Annotated in this window: 19 protein-coding genes; 10 read left to right on the top strand and 9 right to left on the bottom strand. The window is 65.6% G+C overall.

The window, feature by feature from the left end:
• Positions 1-78 precede the first annotated feature (78 nt).
• The 3 genes from rsmI to gshB all read left to right on the top strand — a co-directional run bounded on the left by rsmI (position 79) and on the right by gshB (position 2,304).
• Positions 79-936: a 16S rRNA (cytidine(1402)-2'-O)-methyltransferase gene (gene rsmI, locus MB818_RS04600; RefSeq protein WP_238904143.1), complete on the top strand. Its 858-nt coding sequence runs from the start codon at positions 79-81 to the stop codon at positions 934-936.
• 1 nt (position 937) lies between these two features.
• Complete coding sequence (locus tag MB818_RS04595; RefSeq protein WP_234165644.1) at positions 938-1,309, top strand: YraN family protein; 372 nt, start codon at positions 938-940, stop codon at positions 1,307-1,309.
• Between the two features lie 62 nt (positions 1,310-1,371).
• Positions 1,372-2,304 carry a glutathione synthase gene (gene gshB, locus MB818_RS04590; protein WP_234137295.1) on the top strand — a complete coding sequence of 311 codons (933 nt, stop codon included), beginning with the start codon at positions 1,372-1,374 and terminating at the stop codon, positions 2,302-2,304.
• A gap of 67 nt (positions 2,305-2,371) precedes the next feature.
• On the opposite strand, the gene MB818_RS04585 is transcribed toward gshB, so the two are convergent.
• From MB818_RS04585 to cobU, 4 genes are read right to left on the bottom strand one after another with little or no spacing between them, the layout of a single operon-like run.
• Positions 2,372-3,886 carry a YifB family Mg chelatase-like AAA ATPase gene (locus MB818_RS04585; protein ID WP_238904141.1) on the bottom strand — a complete coding sequence of 505 codons (1,515 nt, stop codon included), beginning with the start codon at positions 3,884-3,886 and terminating at the stop codon, positions 2,372-2,374.
• A 58-nt stretch (positions 3,887-3,944) separates the two neighbouring features.
• Positions 3,945-4,820, bottom strand: coding sequence for a glutathione S-transferase (locus tag MB818_RS04580; protein ID WP_238904139.1), 876 nt, complete (start codon positions 4,818-4,820; stop codon positions 3,945-3,947).
• A gap of 59 nt (positions 4,821-4,879) precedes the next feature.
• Complete coding sequence (locus tag MB818_RS04575; RefSeq protein ID WP_234142614.1) at positions 4,880-5,458, bottom strand: histidine phosphatase family protein; 579 nt, start codon at positions 5,456-5,458, stop codon at positions 4,880-4,882.
• The gene (gene cobU, locus MB818_RS04570; RefSeq protein WP_234172361.1) at positions 5,455-5,979 is read right to left on the bottom strand and encodes a bifunctional adenosylcobinamide kinase/adenosylcobinamide-phosphate guanylyltransferase; all 525 of its coding nucleotides are present in this window, start codon (positions 5,977-5,979) and stop codon (positions 5,455-5,457) included. The genes MB818_RS04575 and cobU overlap by 4 nt, the downstream gene beginning before the upstream one ends.
• 98 nt (positions 5,980-6,077) lie before the next feature.
• Between cobU and MB818_RS04565 the strand changes: the two genes are divergently transcribed.
• From MB818_RS04565 to MB818_RS04540, 6 genes are all read left to right on the top strand, one after another.
• On the top strand, positions 6,078-6,956 hold the full coding sequence (locus MB818_RS04565; RefSeq protein WP_234142617.1) for an RNA polymerase factor sigma-32: 879 nt from the start codon (positions 6,078-6,080) through the stop codon (positions 6,954-6,956).
• Positions 6,953-7,777, top strand: a complete 825-nt coding sequence (locus tag MB818_RS04560; protein ID WP_234137301.1) for a ChaN family lipoprotein — start codon at positions 6,953-6,955, stop codon at positions 7,775-7,777. Before MB818_RS04565 ends, MB818_RS04560 begins: the two co-directional genes overlap by 4 nt.
• Positions 7,778-7,855: 78 nt before the next feature.
• Positions 7,856-9,052 (top strand): bifunctional phosphopantothenoylcysteine decarboxylase/phosphopantothenate--cysteine ligase CoaBC, encoded by a 1,197-nt coding sequence (gene coaBC, locus MB818_RS04555; protein WP_238904137.1) that lies wholly within the window; start codon positions 7,856-7,858, stop codon positions 9,050-9,052.
• 64 nt (positions 9,053-9,116) lie between these two features.
• A complete protein-coding gene (gene dut / locus MB818_RS04550) occupies positions 9,117-9,572 on the top strand; it encodes a dUTP diphosphatase (protein ID WP_234137303.1) in 456 nt (151 codons plus the stop codon).
• Positions 9,572-10,612, top strand: coding sequence for a HesA/MoeB/ThiF family protein (locus MB818_RS04545; RefSeq protein ID WP_234176353.1), 1,041 nt, complete (start codon positions 9,572-9,574; stop codon positions 10,610-10,612). The genes dut and MB818_RS04545 overlap by 1 nt, the downstream gene beginning before the upstream one ends.
• A 26-nt stretch (positions 10,613-10,638) precedes the next feature.
• Positions 10,639-11,514 carry a hypothetical protein gene (locus tag MB818_RS04540; RefSeq protein WP_238904135.1) on the top strand — a complete coding sequence of 292 codons (876 nt, stop codon included), beginning with the start codon at positions 10,639-10,641 and terminating at the stop codon, positions 11,512-11,514.
• Between the two features lie 105 nt (positions 11,515-11,619).
• Here MB818_RS04540 and MB818_RS04535 read toward each other — a convergent pair whose 3' ends face one another.
• Complete coding sequence (locus MB818_RS04535) at positions 11,620-12,069, bottom strand: phasin family protein (protein ID WP_234172355.1); 450 nt, start codon at positions 12,067-12,069, stop codon at positions 11,620-11,622.
• Between the two features lie 109 nt (positions 12,070-12,178).
• A complete protein-coding gene (locus MB818_RS04530) occupies positions 12,179-13,390 on the bottom strand; it encodes a trans-sulfuration enzyme family protein (protein WP_238904134.1) in 1,212 nt (403 codons plus the stop codon).
• Between the two features lie 121 nt (positions 13,391-13,511).
• Here MB818_RS04530 and MB818_RS04525 point away from each other — a divergent pair, with 121 nt between their 5' ends.
• On the top strand, positions 13,512-15,527 hold the full coding sequence (locus MB818_RS04525; RefSeq protein ID WP_238904132.1) for a M3 family metallopeptidase: 2,016 nt from the start codon (positions 13,512-13,514) through the stop codon (positions 15,525-15,527).
• 64 nt (positions 15,528-15,591) lie between these two features.
• Here the strand turns inward: MB818_RS04525 and MB818_RS04520 are convergent, their stop codons facing one another.
• From MB818_RS04520 to mrdA, 3 genes are read right to left on the bottom strand one after another with little or no spacing between them, the layout of a single operon-like run.
• The gene (locus MB818_RS04520) at positions 15,592-16,524 is read right to left on the bottom strand and encodes a 2-hydroxyacid dehydrogenase (protein WP_238904130.1); all 933 of its coding nucleotides are present in this window, start codon (positions 16,522-16,524) and stop codon (positions 15,592-15,594) included.
• Positions 16,525-16,543: 19 nt separating this feature from the next.
• Positions 16,544-17,683, bottom strand: a complete 1,140-nt coding sequence (gene rodA / locus MB818_RS04515) for a rod shape-determining protein RodA (protein WP_234137310.1) — start codon at positions 17,681-17,683, stop codon at positions 16,544-16,546.
• Positions 17,680-19,605 carry a penicillin-binding protein 2 gene (mrdA, locus tag MB818_RS04510; RefSeq protein ID WP_439653274.1) on the bottom strand — a complete coding sequence of 642 codons (1,926 nt, stop codon included), beginning with the start codon at positions 19,603-19,605 and terminating at the stop codon, positions 17,680-17,682. Before mrdA ends, rodA begins: the two co-directional genes overlap by 4 nt.
• Between the last annotated feature and the right edge of the window lie 11 nt (positions 19,606-19,616).

Here is a 19,616-nt window from a genome sequence, read left to right as displayed (position 1 = left end):
AATAGCTCCTTGATCCGGCGGCAGCCCGCCTCAATGGTCGAGCCGCGATAATAGACGTCATGAAACACGGGTCCAGCGTTGAATTACCAAAAGCTCAGATTGCCTGCGGGCCTGTATTTCGTCGGAACCCCGATCGGGTCGGCGCGCGACATCACGCTCAGGGCGCTGGATGTGCTCGCCTCGGCCGAGGTGATCGCTGCCGAGGATACACGCTCGCTGCGCCATCTGCTTGATATTCACGGCGTGCCGCTCGATGGGCGGCGGGTCCTTGCCTATCACGACCATTCCGGTGCCGGGGCGCAGGCGCGGTTGCTGCAAGCATTGGCCGAGGGCAAGTCGGTGGCTTACGCCTCGGAGGCGGGCATGCCGCTGATCGCCGACCCGGGCTTTGAGCTGAGCCGTGCCGCCGCCGAGGCAGGGCATATGGTGACCTGCGCACCAGGGCCGTCGGCGGTGCTGACAGCGCTGACGCTCGCGGGTCTGCCGACGGATGCGTTTTTCTTTGCGGGGTTTCTGCCGAATGCTGCAGCGGCGCGCAAAACCCGGCTCGAAACCCTGCGGGGAGTGCCCGGCACGCTGGTCTTCTACGAATCGCCCAAGCGGCTGGCGGCCAGCCTGCGGGACATGACCGCGGTGCTGGGTGGTGACCGGCCAGCTGCACTGTGCCGGGAACTGACGAAGAAATTCGAGGAAACCCGCCGGGATACGCTGGCCGGCCTGGCCGAAGCGCTGGTCGAGGCGCCGGTCAAGGGCGAGATTGTGGTGCTAGTTGATCGTGTCCGTTCAGGTCCGGTTAAGGAGTCTGACCTAGAAAAAGATCTCATGGCAGCACTCGAAAAGCATTCGGTCCGGGACGCCGCCGATCTGGTGGCGCGCATGCATGATGTGCCCCGGCGCCCAGTCTACCAGTTGGCGCTGAAGCTCGGGAAGGGATGACATGAAGGCGCTTGCATCGCGAGGGGCACAAAATCACCTGGCCGGAGAAGCGGCCGAGCATTCGGTGCTGCGCGATTACGAGCGGCGCGGATATCGACTGGTTCACCGTCGCTGGCGCGGCAGGGGTGGCGAGATTGACCTGATCGCTCGCTTGGGTGACGAGGTCGTCTTTGTCGAGGTCAAGCAGAGCCGGGATTTCGCCCGTGCCGCCGAAAGCCTTGGTGCGCGCCAGATGGAGCGCCTGCATGCGGCCGCGGCCGAGTTCCTGGCGGAGGAACCCGCCGGGCAGCTGACGCCGATGCGCTTTGACGTGGTTCTGGTCGATGGAACCGGGCAGCTTGAAATTATCGAGAATGCCTTTGGTCATGGCTGATCGCCATTGAACCCTCTGCCCCTCTGCGCCATGTATCTGGACAATCGATAGAGGGACTTGCCATGAAGATCGCCTTTCAGATGGACCCGATCGGGGCCGTGAACATCAATGCTGACAGCTCTTTTCGGCTGGCAGAAGAGGCGCAGGCGCGCGGGCACGAACTGTTTTATTACGGTCCTGATCAACTGGCCTATCAGGAGGGCCGGATCACCGCGCGCGGTCATGATATGACCGTGCAGCGCGTGGTGGGAGCCCCGGCTGTTCTGGGACCAATGCGCGAGGTCGATCTGGCAGATTTCGATGTGGTCTGGCTGCGTCAGGATCCCCCGTTCGACATGCATTACATCACCTCGACGCATCTGCTGGACCGGCTCAAGGGGCAGACTCTTGTTGTCAACGACCCGTTCTGGGTGCGCAACTATCCCGAGAAGCTTCTGGTTTTGAATTTTCCCGAGTTGACCCCGCCCACCGCCATTGCGCGCGATCTGGAGACCATCCGCGCATTCAAGGCGCGGCACGGCGACATCATCCTGAAGCCGCTCTACGGCAATGGCGGCGCCGGGGTGTTCCGCTTGGACGAGAACGATCGCAACCTGTCCTCGCTGCATGAGCTGTTCGTGGGTTTTTCGCGCGAGCCGCTGATCGTGCAGAAATACCTGCCCGATGTACGCAACGGCGACAAGCGCGTCATTCTGGTCGATGGCGAGGCGGTGGGCGCCATCAATCGGGTCCCGGCTGAGGGAGAGGTGCGTTCGAACATGCATGTGGGCGGGCGGCCCGAAAAGATCGGGCTGACCGAGCGCGACCGTGAGATTTGCGCTGCCATCGGCCCGCTCCTGCGGGAAAAGGGGCAGGTTTTTGTCGGGATCGATGTGATCGGCGACTATCTGACCGAGATCAACGTGACCTCGCCAACCGGGATTCAGGAATTGGAGCGCTTTGACGGGGTGAATATTGCCGGGCGTATCTGGGAGGCCATCGAGGCCAAGCTCTAAGCGAGCGGCAGGCGGCCGTTTTCCGCTGCGGAAAACGGCCCGGAAAACGTGTCGTTTTCCGGTACCCTCAATTCAGAGCTTTGGCCGAAACCCGAAAGCTGAGCGCTTCGGCGATATGCGGGCGCCGAACATCGGGTTCTCCGGCAAGATCAGCGATGGTGCGCGCCACCCGCAGGATGCGGTGGTAAGCGCGTGCGGACAGCCCGAACCTGTCGGCGGCGGTGATCAAGAGGTCGCGTCCCTCGGCGTCGGGCGTGGCGATCTCTTCCAGCGCTTTACCCTCCGCATCGGCATTCTGCCGTAAGCTCGGGTGGCTACCGAATCTCAATGTCTGGACCGCCCGCGCTGCCGCAACGCGCGCCGCCACCTCGGCTGAACCTTCGGCGCTGGGCGGCAGGTCGAGATCGGTAAAGGCCACTGGCGGCACCTCGATCCTGAGGTCGAACCGATCCATCAAGGGCCCTGAAATGCGGCCCAGGTAGTCATCGCCGCAGGTGGGCACCCGGGCACAGGCGCGTGCCGGATCGCTGAGATAGCCGCAACGGCAAGGATTGGCCGCCGCCACCAGCATGAACCGGCAGGGATACTTTACATGGGCGTTGGCGCGGGCGACCATCACCTCGCCGGTCTCGATCGGCTGGCGCAGGGTTTCCAGCACAGTGCGCGGAAATTCTGGGAATTCGTCCATGAACAGGACCCCGTTATGGGCTAGGCTGATCTCTCCCGGTTTGGCTCCTTTGCCGCCGCCCACGATCGCGGCCATCGAGGCGGTGTGATGCGGTTCGCGAAATGGCCGGGTGCGGCTGATCCCGCCCTGGTCCAGCAGGCCGCACAGCGAATGGATCATCGAGGTTTCCAGCGCCTCGACCGGGGTCAGCGGTGGCAGGATGCCGGGGATGCGCGCGGCCAGCATGGATTTACCGGAACCGGGGGTGCCGATCATGATCATGTGATGTCGGCCCGCCGCCGCGATCTCCAGCGCCCGTTTGGCTCGTTCCTGTCCCTTGACCTCGCGCAGGTCGCGCTCGAACGCGGTGGCGCTGACCTCGCCCGGCCGGGCCGCGTCGATCGGAGCCTGTCCGGTAAAGTGGCGTACCACCGCCGCCAGGGATGGAGCGCCGATCACCTTGGCCGCGTCGACCCAGGCGGCCTCGGCGCTCGACGCTTCGGGGCAGAGTAGCAACCAGTCCTCTGATGCCGCGGTCATCGCGGCGGGCAGCGCGCCGACCACCGGCACCAGCGACCCGTCAAGCGACAGTTCCCCCAGTGCCAGCGTCGCTTCGGCCGCATCGGCGGGCACGATCTCCAGCGCGGCCAGCAGCGCCAGCGCGATGGGCAAGTCGAAATGGCTGCCTTCCTTGGGCAGGTCGGCGGGGGACAGGTTGATGGTGATCCGTTTCGAAGGCAGCGCGATGGCCATGCCGCTCAGCGCGCTACGCACCCGATCACGCGCCTCGGACACCGCCTTGTCCGGCAGGCCAACGATGGAGAAGGCGGGCAGGCCCGGTGTGACGGCGCATTGCACCTCGACCGGGCGGGCCTCGACCCCCTGAAATGCAACGGTATGGGTGCGGGCGACCATGTGGAACCTGCCTCGTGGTTAACACTTCGTTGCTATCCCGAGGCAGGTTTAAGAATGGTTAACCCTTGGCCACCATCGCGGTGAATTTCGACCAGGCGCCGGGGTCGGCCACGGTCTTGTCCCGGCAAAAGGCGTTGCAGAATCCCCAGATGCGCCCATCGAGTTCCAGGAAATCGGTCACCGGATTCCCGGAATAGGGGCAGGAGGCGTTCACCGACGGGCCGGCTTCGACCGCGCGCGCGGCGCTGGGCGTGCCCACAGGCCAGTCAAGCGTCGGCAGGTCCAGCGCATAAGGCATCGGATCGTATTGCACCGTCAGCCCCATCGCCCGCCATTGCCGGACGGCAGTATCGCCGAGAAGGAACAGGCAGTAGTCACGCGCCGCCGCGCTGACCGGCAGGCCATAGCCGACGATGCGCGCGGCGACCGGCACATAGAACACATCCGCCAGCGAATAGGTACCAAAGAGCGGCCCCGTCGCAACGCCCGACATCGCCCTGGCATGCGACCAGAGCGTTTCGATGCGCGCCAGATCGGACAGCGTTTCCTTGCTGGGCTGAAACCCCTCAAAACAATAGAGAAGTTGCATCGGGCATTCGCCGCGCAGGGCGGAGAAGCTCGACACCATTTCGGCGCACAGCCAGCGGGCGGTCGCGCGGGCAGCTGGGCCGGCGGGCCACAGCCCGGCCTCGGGATGCAGTTCGGCCAGGGTCTCGGCCATGGCGAGACTCTGACCCACCACGATACCCTCGGGCGTGCGCAGCACCGGCACCTGCCGTGCCGGGGCCAGGGGCGCCAGATCCGCGGCCATGGTGCCGGAATAAAGCCCCACCAGATGCGAGCGATACGGGATGCCGAATTTCTCGAGCATCAGCCAACCGCGCAGCGACCAGCTGGAGAAACTGCGGTCGCCGATAAAAAGATCATATGTCATGCGCAGACGTTACGCGTCAGGCAAAGCGCCGGTAAATCGACGTTTCGTGCGGCGGCGCATCACACCAGATGATTGATCCGCCCGACCTCCCACCCCTGCGGCAGGCGGGTGATCTCGGTCACGGACAGGTTGTCGATCCGATGGGCAAAGGCCTGATCTGCGTCCAGCCGCAGGGCGCGCTGCACCTGGGTCAGGATCATGCCGAAATGGCCGACCACGATCAGGTCACCGCCGGGATGCGCGGCGATCAGCGCGTCGATCTCGGCATCGACACGGGCGCAGACCTCGTTCCAGCTCTCGCCGCCGGGGGGACGCACATCGCCGGGGGTCTCCCAATAGGCGCGGATATGCTCAGGGTCCTCGGCTTCGATCTCGGCAAAGCGGCGCAGCTCCCAGGCGCCGAAATTGATCTCGCGCAGCCCGGCCCGATGCGGCAGGCGGGTGCGGGCGCCCTGGATGGCGCTGGCGGTATCGGCGGCGCGGCGCAGGTCGGACGAGACGACCAGCGCCTGTTGCGGCAGGTGCGCGGCAAGGCGGGTCAGGAAACCGGTATCGCTCAGATCGGCGGGCAGGTCGGACCAGCCGACCATGGATTTGGCATGAGTGGGACCATGACGGACCAGATGCAGGCGGGTCATGGCAATTGCCCCTTCAGGACCAGCGGCAGCCCGGCCACCACCATAACGACCAGATCGGCCTCGGCCGCCAGCGCGATGTTGAGCCGCCCCTGCGCCTCGCGGAACTGGCGCGCCAGGGCGTTGTCCGGCACGATCCCGTGCCCCACCTCGTTCGAGACCATGACCAGCGGCGCCGGACAATGGCGGATGGCCGCCATCAGCCGTTCCTGCGCGGCGTCCAGATCGTTCTCGGCCAGCAGGTGATTGCTCAGCCACATGGTGGCGCAGTCAAACAGGCAGATATCGCCGGCGCTCAGCGCAGCGAGGGCCGGTCCGGGCTCCAGCGGTTCCTCGATCGTGGTCCAATCCGGCCCGCGCTGGGCCAGATGGCGGTCGATCTTGGTCTGCATCTCGGCATCAAAAACTTGTGAACTGGCGAAATAAACACGGGATTTTCCAGTGGAAACAACCATCTGTTCGGCAAAAGCCGATTTGCCCGATGCCGCACCGCCCAGAACCAAGGTGAATTTGGGATACAGCATTCCTACCTTTCTGGTGATCCATCCGTGCAATCCGTGCGTAATGGGTAGGACGGCTCAGGGAAAGTCAAGCTGAGCGCCGGACATTTGGGGAGAGATGTATGGCACTGGACGACCCGCAGGACAAACGCATGTCCCGACAGGCGATGAAGGCCGAACTGCTCGATGCCGAGACCGAGCTGGCCTTGGCCTATGCCTGGCGCGACCACCGCGACGAGGCGGCGCTGCACCGCCTGATCACCGCTTACATGCGGCTGGCGATATCGATGGCGGCCAAGTTCAAACGCTATGGCGCGCCGATGAACGACCTGATCCAGGAGGCCGGTCTGGGCCTGATGAAGGCCGCCGACAAGTTCGACCCCGATCGTGGCGTGCGGTTTTCGACCTATGCGGTCTGGTGGATCAAGGCCAGCATTCAGGACTATGTGATGCGCAACTGGTCGATGGTGCGCACCGGCTCGACCTCGAGCCAGAAATCGCTATTCTTCAACATGCGCCGCGTGCAGGCCCGGCTGGAGCGCGAGGCCGCCACCGATGGGCTGGCGCTGGACCGGCATCAGTTGCACCAGATGATCGCCTCGGAAATCGGGGTGCCGCTGCGCGATGTCGAGATGATGGAGGGCCGGCTCTCGGGTTCCGACTTCTCGTTGAATGCGACCCAGGCCTCGGACGAGGAGGGGCGCGAATGGATCGAAGCGCTGGAGGATGAGAGCGAGCAGGCCGCCGAACTGGTGGCGCACCGGCACGATACCGAGCAACTGCGCGATTGGCTGATCGAGGCGATGCAGGCGCTGAACGAGCGCGAACGCTTTATCGTGCGCGAACGCAAGCTGCGCGAGGATGCCCGCACGCTGGAAAGTCTGGGCGATGAGTTGGGGCTGAGCAAGGAGCGGGTGCGGCAGTTGGAAGCGGCGGCCTTTGCCAAGATGCGCAAGAGCCTTGAAGCGCGCTCGCGCGAGGTGCAACACTTCCTGGTATGAAACGTTTCTTTGCCGCGGGCCTGGCGCTGGCCCTGTGTCTGGCCGCCCCGCTTCGGGCGGCGTCTGCCGGTGAGCTGATCCCGGAGGACATCCTTGCCGCCATGCGGCAGGCCGATGTGGTGATCCTGGGTGAGACTCACGACAACCCTCGTCATCACCTGGTTCAGGCCGAGGCGGTCGCCGCGATCGGCCCCGGCGCGGTGGTCTGGGAGATGCTGACCGAGGAGGGCGCCCAGCGCCTGACCCGCAAGGCCGTGAACGATCCCGACGAACTGGAGCGCATCCTGCAATGGGCGGAACTGGGCTGGCCCCCGCTGGCGATGTACCTGCCGGTGTTCGCGGCGGCGGATGCGCCCGTGTATGGCGCGCTGGTGACGCGGACCGCAGCGCGCGCCGCGATGGAGACGGGGGCCGCCGCGGCGATGGGCGCGGATGCCGCACGCTTTGGGCTGACGGTACCGTTGACCGAGGCCGAGCAGGCCGCGCGCGAGGCCGATCAGCAGGCCGCCCATTGCAACGCCATGCCGCCCGAGATGCTGCCGAAACTGGTGGCGATCCAGCGCCTGCGCGACGCGGTGCTGGCGCGTGCCATTCTGCGCGCGCAGGACGAAACCGGCGGTCCTGTTGCGGTGATCACCGGAAATGGCCATGCGCGGGCCGACCGGGGCGTCCCGGTCTATCTCTCCCGGATTTCGCCGGGACTGCGCGTCTATGTGCTGGGCCAGTCCGAGGATGGCATGATCGAGGGCCGGTTCGATGCGGTGATCGACAGCCCCGCCGCCCCGCGCGAAGACCCTTGCGCCGCTTTCGACAAGAGCTGAAGCCGGGGTTTTGTGCTGGCACTTGACCGGCGGCGGGCCTAAGTTCAGGGCCGACCCGGGTTTTCGGAGACGCGCGCCATGCTGGCATCCAGACGCATTCTGCTGATCATCGGCGGCGGCATCGCCGCCTACAAGTCGTTGGACCTGATCCGGCGCCTGCGCGAACGCGGCGCGGCGGTGACGCCAGTCCTGACCCGGGCCGCCGAGGAATTTGTGACGCCGCTCTCGGTCTCGGCCCTTGCGGGCGAGAAGGTTTATCGCGAGCTTTTTGATCTGACCGACGAGGCCGAGATGGGCCATATCCAGCTGTCGCGCTCGGCCGATCTGGTGGTGGTGGCCCCGGTTACCGCCGATCTGATGGGAAAAATGACGGCCGGTTTGGCCAATGACCTCGCCTCGACCCTGTTGATGGCGACAGATACCCCGGTGCTGATCGCGCCGGCGATGAATGTGCGGATGTGGCAGCATCCGGCGACACAGCGCAACCGGGCACAGCTGGCGGCGGATGGCATCCGTTTCGTGGGGCCGAACGAGGGCGACATGGCCTGCGGCGAATTCGGGCCGGGGCGGATGTCGGAACCGCTGGAAATCGTGGCCGCCATCGAGGCGGCGCTGGGCGACGGGCCGCTCAAGGGTAAGCGGGTGCTGGTGACCTCGGGGCCCACGCACGAGCCAATCGACCCGGTGCGCTACATCGCCAACCGGTCCTCGGGCGCGCAGGGCACGGCGGTGGCGCGTGCCCTGGCGGCGCTGGGTGCCGAGGTGGTGTTTGTCACCGGTCCGGCCGACGTGCCCCCGCCCGAAGGGGTCGAGGTGGTGCGGGTGCAGAGTGCGCGTGAGATGGACGCCGCCGTTGATGCGGCTCTGCCTGTCGATGCCGGGGTGTTCGCGGCGGCGGTTGCCGATTGGCGCGTGGCCAGCGCCTCGGACCGCAAGCTGAAGAAATCCAGGGACGGGCTGCCGGTGCTGGAATTCGCCGAGAATCCGGACATTCTGAAACGGGTAAGCCAGATGGAACAGGGCCGCCCGGCGCTGGTCGTGGGATTTGCCGCCGAGACCAATGACGTTCTCGAGAATGCCACCGCCAAGCGGCTGCGCAAGGGCTGTGACTGGATCGTCGCCAATGATGTCAGCCCGGCCACCGGCATCATGGGCGGGCGCGAGAATGCGGTGACCCTGATCACTGGCGAGGGGGCCGAGGAATGGCCGCGCATGGGCAAGGACGCGGTCGCCGACCGTCTGGCCCGGCGCATCGCCGAGACCTTGGCGGGATAGAGATTTTTCGTCGAAAAATCTCGCGTGCCGCACGGGCAACGCAGAGAAACAGGAGAGGTTGGAAATGATTGCCATTCGGGTGATCCGGGATGCAGAGGCGGATCCGGGCGTGCCGCTGCCATCCTATGAGACGGCGGGCGCAGCGGGGGCCGATATCCGGGCCAATCTGCCTGATCGCGGGTCGCTGACACTGGCCCCGGGCGGACGGGCATTGATCCCGACCGGGCTGCGCGTCGAGATCCCCGCGGGCTTCGAGATTCAGATCCGCCCCCGCTCGGGTCTGGCGCTGAAACACGGGATCACCCTTCCCAATACCCCCGGCACCATCGACAGCGACTATCGCGGGCCGCTTGGGGTAATCCTGCTGAATGCGGGCGCCGAACCCTTCGAGGTGGTCCATGGCGAGCGGATTGCCCAGCTGGTGGTGGCGCCGGTGGTGCAGGCCCGGTTCGACCTTGTCGACAGCTTGGACGAGACTGCGCGCGGGGCGGGCGGTTTCGGCTCGACGGGGCGCGGCTGATGCTGCTGGTGCTGGCACTTGCGGCGGGTCTCTGGGCCATGGGGCATATGATGGGCGTGTCACGGCGGGCCCGGCTGGTGATGCTGACCGCTCTCTTTGCCGTTGTTCTGTTGCTGCAAGTCGCCTTGCCTGCGTCCCATCCCCTGCGCGTGGCGACCGGCGGGTCGCCTGCGCTCTGGTTGCTCATCGGCGGCTTTGGCATTCTGGCCTTTGGCTATGGCAGCGGGGTTGCCTGGCTCAAGGCGCGCGCGCAGGGGCAGCCTACCGAGGCTACGGCAAAACCCGGCAGTTTCACCGAGACCGAGCTGGACCGTTACGCCCGCCATATCGTCCTGCGCGAGTTGGGCGGACCGGGGCAGAAGCGGCTGAAACAGGCGCGGGTGCTGGTGATCGGCGCAGGGGGGCTGGGCGCGCCCGCGTTGCAATATCTTGCGGCGGCGGGGGTCGGCACCATCGGTGTTATCGACGATGACGTGGTCGAGAACGCCAATCTGCAACGGCAGGTGATCCATCGCGATGCCGATATTGGCAAGCCCAAGGTGTTTTCTGCCGAGGCCGCGATGCTGGCGCAGAACCCCGCCGTGACCGTGCGCCCCTATCACCGGCGCCTGACCAAAGAGATCGCGGCCGACCTGTTTGCCGATTACGATCTGATCCTGGACGGCACCGATAATTTCACCACCCGCTACCTGGCCAACCAAGTGGCGGTAGCGCAGGGCAAGCCTCTGATCTCGGGGGCGTTGTCGCAATGGGAGGGGCAGCTGAGTGTCTTTCATCCTGCCGATGGTACACCCTGTTACCAGTGCATCTTTCCCGAAGCGCCCGCGCCCGGCTTGGCACCGTCATGCGCCGAGGCCGGGGTGATCGGCCCCCTGCCCGGTGTGGTGGGTGCGATGATGGCGGTCGAGGCGATCAAGCTGATCACCGGCGCCGGGGCACCGCTCAAGGGTGAAATGCTGATCTATGACGCGCTTTATGGCGAAAGCCGCAAGATCCGGCTCAGCCGCCGGGCCGATTGCCCGATCTGCGGCAAGGGGTGACCCGGACCCGGGGTAGCCAGCACGAGATGAGCACGAACCTGTTTTACGCCGAACTGGCCAATTACCTCGGCGTCGGGGACCTGCGCAGCGACGATCCCGATGGCGGCTGGTCGTGGAACCGCCACAGTTTGACACTGGGCCGCTACCGGGTGGCGTTGACGCAGGACCGCCAGATCGTCGCGCAGCGCCCGCGTGGCGGCGGCCTGATCCCGTCCACCCAACTTGCCATTACCGGTGTGCGCAGCTTTGGCGAGGGAGAGCGGGTGACCGACGATCTCTGCCGCCTGTTGTCATTGGCCTCACAGTCGCAGGTGGTGCCGCTCAGCTATCGGTTCGGCGGCCGCGGACGCCAGCCTCTGCATCCAATGGGGCAGGCACTCTATTTTCGCCCTCTCCTGCCCATTCGTGACGGCGCCGCGATGCGGACCTATCTGGAAACGGTCTGGCCGCGCTATCGGTTGCTCAGGCGGCGGCGCAAGCTGGCCGAAGTGATCGACATGCTACTGATCGCCGAATTGCCGGTGCAGCCGCTTGAGGTGAAACTGGCCCAGCTTTTCATCGTCATGGAAAACCTCAAATCGACCCATGCCAAGGCGTGCGGCTATCCGTTCCGGCGTGGGCGCTATCGTGACCCGGCTCAGCCCTCGCGTGTCCTGGGGTTCGAGGCGCTGCTGCGCGAAATGTTTGCCGAGATGGGGATGCGCCCCGGTCTGCGCCGCCTTGTCACCCTACGCAACGAGATCGTGCATTTCGGCCTGTCCCGCCGACCCTACGAGTCGCTTCGCGACCACCACGATCGCGGCAAGGATATCCTGCACGAATACCTGCTCCGGCTGCTGGGATTTCGCGGCCGGATGCTGCTGTACCGCCATGCAGCGCGGGTGGGCAAGGATATCGGTTGAACGCGCAACCGCGCCGGGGACCCATCGGGCGCCCGGCGCCGGGCCCAACGCCACCAGCGGGCATCCTTGATGCCTGCGCGGGGGCGGGAGCCGCCCCTGACTGGATCAGACCGGTTCGGATTTCGCCGATTTGGTCGCCTTGCGGGCGATGTCGCGGGCCTCGTCCAGCGTTTCCTCGACCGCTTCGGCCTCGGTCTTGGTCACGTAATCGGCGCAGCGCGAGACCGTGTCGAACCATTCGCGCGCATCCTCGACCATGCGTTCGACCGAATGGCGCTGCCAGTCCATTACCGTTTCCATCGCCTCGGCCGGATTGGACGGATCAGCGGCGGTGGCGCTGCGGGCGGCGTCCAGCGCGGTGCGGATCGCTTCGTGTCGGCGCTCGAACCAGTGCCGGGTGAAGCGCTCGGATTCGGCCAGCAGCTTTTCCTGCGCGTCCCAGAACTGTTCCAGCTGCGGCTGAACCAGCGATGTCATCGACACCGGCCCCTGCATGGATTTCAACACCTCGGTGAACGAGGCGGGTGTGATCTTGGTCGTCTCTGTCTTGGCCATGTTTTTTCTCCCGGTCACGGTTGCCAAACCGAGTCTGGCAGACCCGTTGGGGGTCTGCCTTAACCCAGATCAATTTGGCCGGTTTTCGCCTTTGACCGGGGACGTGGGTCTAGGCCAGCGCCCGATCCAGATCGGCGATCAGGTCCTCGGGGTCCTCGAGCCCGACCGACAGACGGAAAATCCCATCGCCCGCATAGGCGCGATAGGCCTCCAGCTGGGTGCCTTCCAGCCGGAACGAGGTCTCCATCAGCCCCTCGGTCCCCATCCAGAAGATCAAGCTGCGGTGATGGCCCAGCGACACGGCATAATGGATCACCTCTAGCCGCTCGATCATCTGCCGGGCCAGACGTTCGCCCTTGGCGGCATCGCCCACCTGGAACGAGATCATCGCCGACATGTTCGACATCTGCCGCGCGGCCAGCTCTGCCTGCGGATGCGAAGCGAGGCCCGGATAGATCACCCGACCGACGCGCGGATCGGCCTCCAGCCATTCGGCCACCGCCTGGGCGCCCGCCGCATGCGCCTTCATCCGCAGGGGCAGCGTGGCGGCCCCGCGTGCGATCAGCCAGGCGTTGAAGGGCGACAGCACCCCGCCGTGATGGATCGCCGCCTCGACCCGCATTTGCGAGACCAGATCGGCCCGGCCACAGACCGCACCTGCCACCGCGTCACCATGGCCGCAGATATACTTGGTCACCGAATGCATGGTCAGATCGACACCCAGCGCGACGGTGTCCATTCCCAGCGGCGAGGCAAAGGTAGCATCACAGCTCAGCAGCGCGCCTGCCTGCCGTGCCAGCGCGGAAATCGCAGCCAGATCGGTCAGCCGCCCGATCGGGTTCACCGGGGTCTCGGTATGGATAAGCCTGGTCTCGGGCCGGATCGCCGCCGACACTGCGGCCAGGTCGGACATGTCCACGGTGCTGACCGCGATTCCCATCCGGGGCAGCGTGTCGCGCGCCAGTTCGGCCACGCCCGCATAAGAGACATCCGACACGATCACATGATCGCCCGCCGACAGGAAGGTGAAGAAGATCGCCGCCGCCGCCGCCATGCCGGATGCGGTACACAGGCAGGCCTCGGTCCCCTGCATCGCGGCGATCTTGGCCTCGAGCATCGCGACGGTGGGATTGGCCCAGCGTGAATAGGCATAGGGGCTTTCCGGAGTCAGGTCATGGGCGGAAAAGCCCAACACATCCTCGGACACATAGGTCGAGGACATGTGGATCGGCGGCGCCGAGGCCAGCGTTGCCGGGTCCGGGGACTCTCCGGCGTGAATGGCGGTGGTCATCGGGCCTGCGGGGCGGTTGGTCTTTTTCATCGTGTCTCCTCCTTGCGCCCGACCCTGAGGGGGAGGGCGCGCAGATGCAACCCGGTTTCGGTCCGGCACCTCTGGACCATTCCCGCGCGCGCTCCTAGCTTGTCGGACAAAGGAGAGCCGCATGACCAACCCCATCCTTGCCGATTGGCAGACCCCGTTCGACATCGCCCCGTTCGACCGGATCGCGGACAGCGATTTCGCCCCGGCGCTGGAGGCGGCGCTTGCCGAACACAGGGCCGAGATCGCTGCCATCGCCGACAGCCCCGAGGCGCCGACCTTTGCCAATGTTGTCGAGGCGCTCGAGGCGGCGGGCGGTGCACTGGACCGGGTTTTGGGCGTGTTCTTTACCGTGGCGGGGGCGGACAGCAATCCGGCGCGAGAAGAGTTGCAGCGCGCGTTCTCGCCCCAGTTGGCGGCGCATTTCTCCGAGATTTCGGCCAACAAGGCGCTGTTCGCCCGCGTCGCCGCCGTGTGGGATGCGCGCGAGGATCTGGAACTGACCGACGAACAGCAGCGGGTACTGATGCTGACCCATCGTGGCTTTGTTCGTTCGGGCGCGGCGCTCAGCGGCGAGGCCGAGGCGCGGATGAAGGAGATCAAGGCGCGGTTGGCGGTGCTGGGTACCGAATTCACCCAGAACCTGCTGGCGGACGAGCGCGACTGGTTCATGGACCTGTCCGAGGAGGATCTGGAGGGGCTGCCCGGTTTCGTCACCGCCGCCGCCCGCGCGGCAGGGCAAGAGAAACAGGCCGCCGGGCCGGTGATGACCCTGTCGCGCTCGCTGATCGTGCCCTTCCTGCAATTCTCGCCGCGCCGCGATCTGCGCGAGCGGGCCTATCGCGCCTGGGTGGCGCGTGGGGCCAATGGCGGCAAGACCGACAACCGCGCCATCGCGACCGAGATCCTGGCGCTGCGCGAGGAGCGCGCCGCGCTCCTGGGTTATGACAGTTTTGCCACCTACAAGTTGGAGACCGAGATGGCCCGCAGCCCCGACAGGGTGCGCGACCTGCTGATGCAGGTCTGGGCGCCCGCCCGCGCGCGGGCCGAGGAGGATGCCGAGGTGCTGACGGCGATGATGCAGGAAGACGGGATCAACGGGCCGCTGGAGCCCTGGGACTGGCACTATTACGCGGCGCGGCGGCGCAAGGCCGAGCATGATCTGGATGAGGCGGCGCTGAAACCTTATCTGCAACTGGACCGCATGATCGAGGCGTCCTTTGCCTGCGCCAACCGGCTGTTCGGGCTGGAGTTCCGCCCGCTCGACATCGCGCTTTATCACCCCGATTGCCGGGCCTGGGAGGTGACCCGGGATGGTCGGCATGTGGCCGTCTTTATCGGTGACTATTTCGCGCGTGGCTCGAAACGTTCGGGCGCCTGGTGTTCGGCGATGCGGGCGCAGGCGAAGTTCCCGCGACCCCAGGCGCCGGTGGTGATCAATGTCTGCAACTTCGCAAAGGGCGATCCGGCGTTGCTGAGCTATGATGATGCGCGCACGCTGTTTCATGAATTCGGTCACGCCCTGCACCAGATGCTGTCCGATGTGACCTATGAAAGCGTGTCGGGTACATCCGTCGCGCGCGATTTCGTGGAACTGCCCAGCCAGCTTTACGAGCACTGGCTGGAGGTGCCCGAGGTGCTGGCAGAGTTTGCCACCCATGCCGAGACGGGGGAACCGATGTCCGCCGAGATGCTGGAAAAGGTACTGGGCGCGGCCAATTTCGATCAGGGGTGCCAGACGGTGGAATATGTCGCCTCGGCCCTGGTGGACCTGGCGTTTCACGACGGGGCGGCGCCGCCTGACCCGATGGCGAAACAGGCCGAGGTGCTGGCGGAACTCGGCATGCCCCATGCCATCGGCATGCGGCACGCTACCCCGCATTTCGCCCATGTCTTTGCCGGCGACGGCTATAGCTCGGGCTATTACAGCTACATGTGGTCCGAAGTGATGGATGCCGACGCCTTTGCCGCGTTCGAGGAGGCGGGCGGGGCCTTTGATCCTGAGCGGGCCGAGGCGCTGGAGCGGCATATCCTGTCGACCGGCGGGTCGCGCGAGGCCGAGGACCTTTATCTGGCCTTCCGGGGCCGTCTGCCGGGGGTCGAGGCCCTGCTCAAAGGCCGCGGATTGATCGCGGCCTGAGATTTTTCGACGAAAAATCTCGCCTCCGGCGGGAGTATTTTCGGCGAAATGAAGGGGCGCAGTGTCAGTAGCCGAGAGTGCGGTCGACCAGGTGCAGGAACAGTTCGCTGCTTTCGCCTCGGCGGATGTTCTCGCAGATCACCTGCGCCGCCGTTTCGGGGCGGGTTTCCGAGGCGATATGCGGGGTGACGGTGACGTTGGGATGTGCCCAATAGGGATGATCCCGGGGCAGCGGTTCGATGCGGAATACATCGAGCGTCGCATGGCCCACCTGCCCGCTGTCAAGCGCGGCAAGCAGAGCGTCGTCGTCGATCAGCGGCCCGCGCCCGGGATTGATGATGCGGGCGCCCCGGGGCAGGCGGGACAGCGTTTGGGCATTGAGCGTGTTTTCGGTTGCGGCGGTGCTGGGCAGCAGCAGCACCAGGATTTCGGCGCCCGACAGCGCTTGGTCCAGCCCCTCTGGCCCATGCAGGCAGGTGATGCCGGGCAGGTCCTTGGGCGATCTGCTCCACCCCGTGACTTGGAAGCCCAGCGCAGTCAGAGCGCGGGCGGCGGCCTCTCCCAGCGCGCCGAGGCCTAGGATGGTCACCTGCCGCTGGCTGGCCAGTGGCGGCACGTCCTGACGCCAGTCGCCTTTCAGACCGTGGATATGGGCATCCATCCCGAGATGGTAGCGCAGCACGTGTCCCACCACCCATTCGGTCATGCCCTGGGTCAGTCCGTGATCGACCATCCGGGCCAAGGGTGCCGTCAGTGTCGGATTGTCGGCGATGCTCTCTACTCCGGCCCAGAGGCTCAGCACTGCCTTGAGCCGGGTGAACGGGGTGAAATCGTGCAGACCGCCATTGGGCGCGTAGACGACATAGTCTACCTCCTCCGGCGCGAATGCGTTGCGCAGGTCAAAGGTGACTCCCATGTCTGAGAGGTATCCTTCGATCAACGGTCGATAGATCGGCCAAAGCTCGGGGCGCGCGGAAAAGAGCACATTGACGGGCATGGTGGATCCTTTCAGGGGGTTAGCGGGGGCGGTGGATATGGGCACTGTGCACAAGGCCAAAGGCCACCATCAGTACCAGCATGGCCGAGCCACCATAGCTGACCATCGGCAGCGGCACGCCAACAACCGGGGCCAAGCCCATGACCATCGACATGTTGACAGCAAAAAACAGAAAGAAGTTCACCGCGATCCCCATCGTGACCAGTGACGAGAACCGGTCGCGGGTGGCGAGCGCAGTGACCACGCAAAACGCGATGATCAGCGCATAGAGCGACAACAGCGAGATGCCGCCGATAAAGCCGAATTCCTCGGCCAGCGTGGTAAAGATGAAGTCGGTATGCTTTTCGGGCAGGAAGTTCAGCCGCGACTGGGTGCCCTGCATGAAACCGCGCCCCGACCAGCCGCCCGAACCCAGCGCGATCTTGGACTGGGTGATGTGATAGCCGGCGCCCAGCGGATCCGAGGACGGGTCCAGAAAGGTGTCGATGCGGCGGAACTGATAATCCTTGAGCAACTGCCAATCGGTTCCACGGCTTTTGAACACCGCTGTGATCAGTCCTACGCCCGCCGCGATGACGGCGGCGAAATAGGCCCAGTGCACCCCGGCCAGGAACATCAGCGCGCCCCCCGCCGACAGCAGCAGGATGGCGGTGCCGAGATCGGGCTGTTTCAGCACCAGCGCGGTGGGGACCAGGATGATCAGCACCGGCACCAGCACCCAGAGCGGGCGCGAGGTCTTCTTGCCCGGCAGCCAATCATAATAGGCCGCCAGTACCATCACCAGGGTGATCTTGGTCAGCTCCGAGGGTTGCAGCCGCATGAAACCCAGGTCGATCCAGCGCTGGGCGCCCATGCCGACGGCGCCGAACAGCTCGACCATGATCAGCAACACCAGCGATCCGCCATAGGCGACGGCGGCCATGTTGCGCCAGAACCAGATCGGCACCATTGCGACCGTGGTCATCACCACCAGCCCGGCCACGAACCGCTTGATCTGCGGTTCGGCCCAAGGGCTGAACGAGCCGCCAGCAACGGAATAAAGCATCAGGAACCCGACCGAGGCCACCGAGATCAACAGCAGCGTCAGGGGCCAGTTCATGTAGAGAATCTTGCGCAGGCCGCTGGGTGTCGCTTTGACCGTATATTCAAGATAGCTCATGCGCGGTCCTTGTCCTCGGGCCGGGTAACCGGGCGCAACTCGCGGCGCAACCGCTCTTGCTGTGCCTCAATCCGGCTGCGGTCCTTGGCCGGATAGGCCTCGAGCGGTGGAAAACCGTCATAAAGTGCCTGAAGCAGGATGTCGCGCGCGATAGGCGCCGCGGCGGTGGACCCACCGCCACCGTGCTCGACCACCACCGAAACCGCGAAACGCGGGTTGTCGAAGGGGGCGAAACAGACAAACAGCGCATGGTCGCGCCGTTCCCAAGGCAGGTCTTCGTTGCGGATCACCCCGGCGGCGCGTTCGGCGGCGGTGATGTTGCGGACCTGACTGGTGCCGGTCTTGCCTGCCATCCGGTTGTCATCGGCCAGGATGCGGCTGCGATAGGCGGTGCCACGGCGGTTGTTGCTGACCGCGTACATGCCCTTGCGCAGGCGGCGCAGATTGGCCTGGTTCACCGCCATCGGCTCTCCCGCGCCCGAAGGCTGCTCGACTCCGTCGATGGATTTCACCAGCCGGGGCGCCACCTTGCGCCCGGTGGCGATCCGGGCGGTCATCACCGCCAGTTGCAAAGGTGAGGCCAGCATGAAACCCTGACCGATCGAGGCGTTGGCGGTATCGCCGACCAGCCAGTCCTGCCCATGCACCCGTGCCTTCCAATCGCGATTCGGGGCCAGCCCGCGCGCCACTGCAGACATAGGAATGTCATGCCTTACGCCTATGCCGAATTCCTCGGCCATGGCCGAGATCTTGTCGATGCCGACCTTGAGTGCCACGTCGTAATAATAGACGTCGCAGCTCTGCTCCAACGACTCTTCCAGGTTCATATGACCGTGGCCACCGCGTTTCCAGCAATGGAAGCGGCGGTTGCTGACCTCAAGGAAGCCGGGGCAATAGACCGTCTCCTCGGGGCTGGTGATCCCTGCCTCAAGCGCCGCCATGGCGGTGATCATCTTGAAGGTCGAGCCGGGCGGATAGGCCCCCTGAACCGACTTGTTCGCCAGCGGGCGGTAGGGGTCCTCGGTCAGGCCGCGGTAGTCGGCCACCGAGATACCGCGCACGAACAGGTTGGGGTCGAAACTGGGGGCCGAGGCGATGGCGCGCAGATCGCCGGTTTCGCAGTCGATGACCACGGCCGCCGCGCTTTCCTGTCCCAGCCGGGCCTGCACATAAGATTGCAGCGCCGAGTCGACGGTCAGCTGCAGGTCGGCGCCAGGCTTGCCCTCGCGCCGGTCCAGCTCGCGCATGACGCGCCCGTTGGCGTTGACCTCGACCCGTTTGGCGCCGGCCTTGCCACGCAGGAGGTCTTCCTGTTTGGCCTCCAGCCCGACCTTGCCGATCTGGAAACGCGGAATGCGCAGCACCGGTTCGGGATCCTGGATCTGGCTCAGGTCGTAATCGCTGACCGGGCCGACATAGCCCACCACATGGGCAAAATCACCGGCCTGCGGATAGACACGGGTCAGGCCGACCTCGGGCGTGATGCCGGGCAGGGCCGGGGCGTTCACCGCCACTTTCGAGATATGCTCCCAGCTGATCTGATCGGCCAGCGTGACCGGCAGGAATGGCGGCGAGCGGCGCATCTCGGCCAGGGCGCGGTCCAGTTCCTCGGGGTCCAGCGGGATCACCCGCTTCAGGTTTTCGATCACCTCATCCACATCGCCCGCATCCTCGCGCACCATGACGATCCGGTACGAGGGGGTGTTCTGGGCGATGATGGCGCCGTTGCGGTCGAACAGTTCACCCCGTGTTGGCGGGATCAGGCGGATGTTGATCCGGTTCTCCTCGGCCAGCAGGCGGAACTGGTCGGCCTGATCGACCTGCATGTAGCGCATGCGCATCGCCAGCCCGCCGACAAAGGCCGCCTGCGCACCGCCAAGCAACAGGGCGCGGCGGGTCAGGACCCGCTGTACCTTGTCCATGTCGCGCGCCG

This window comes from Ruegeria alba (assembly GCF_022321465.1).
GTDB lineage: Bacteria > Pseudomonadota > Alphaproteobacteria > Rhodobacterales > Rhodobacteraceae > Ruegeria_B > Ruegeria_B alba.
This window is presented reverse-complemented; position numbering and strand designations above follow the sequence as displayed.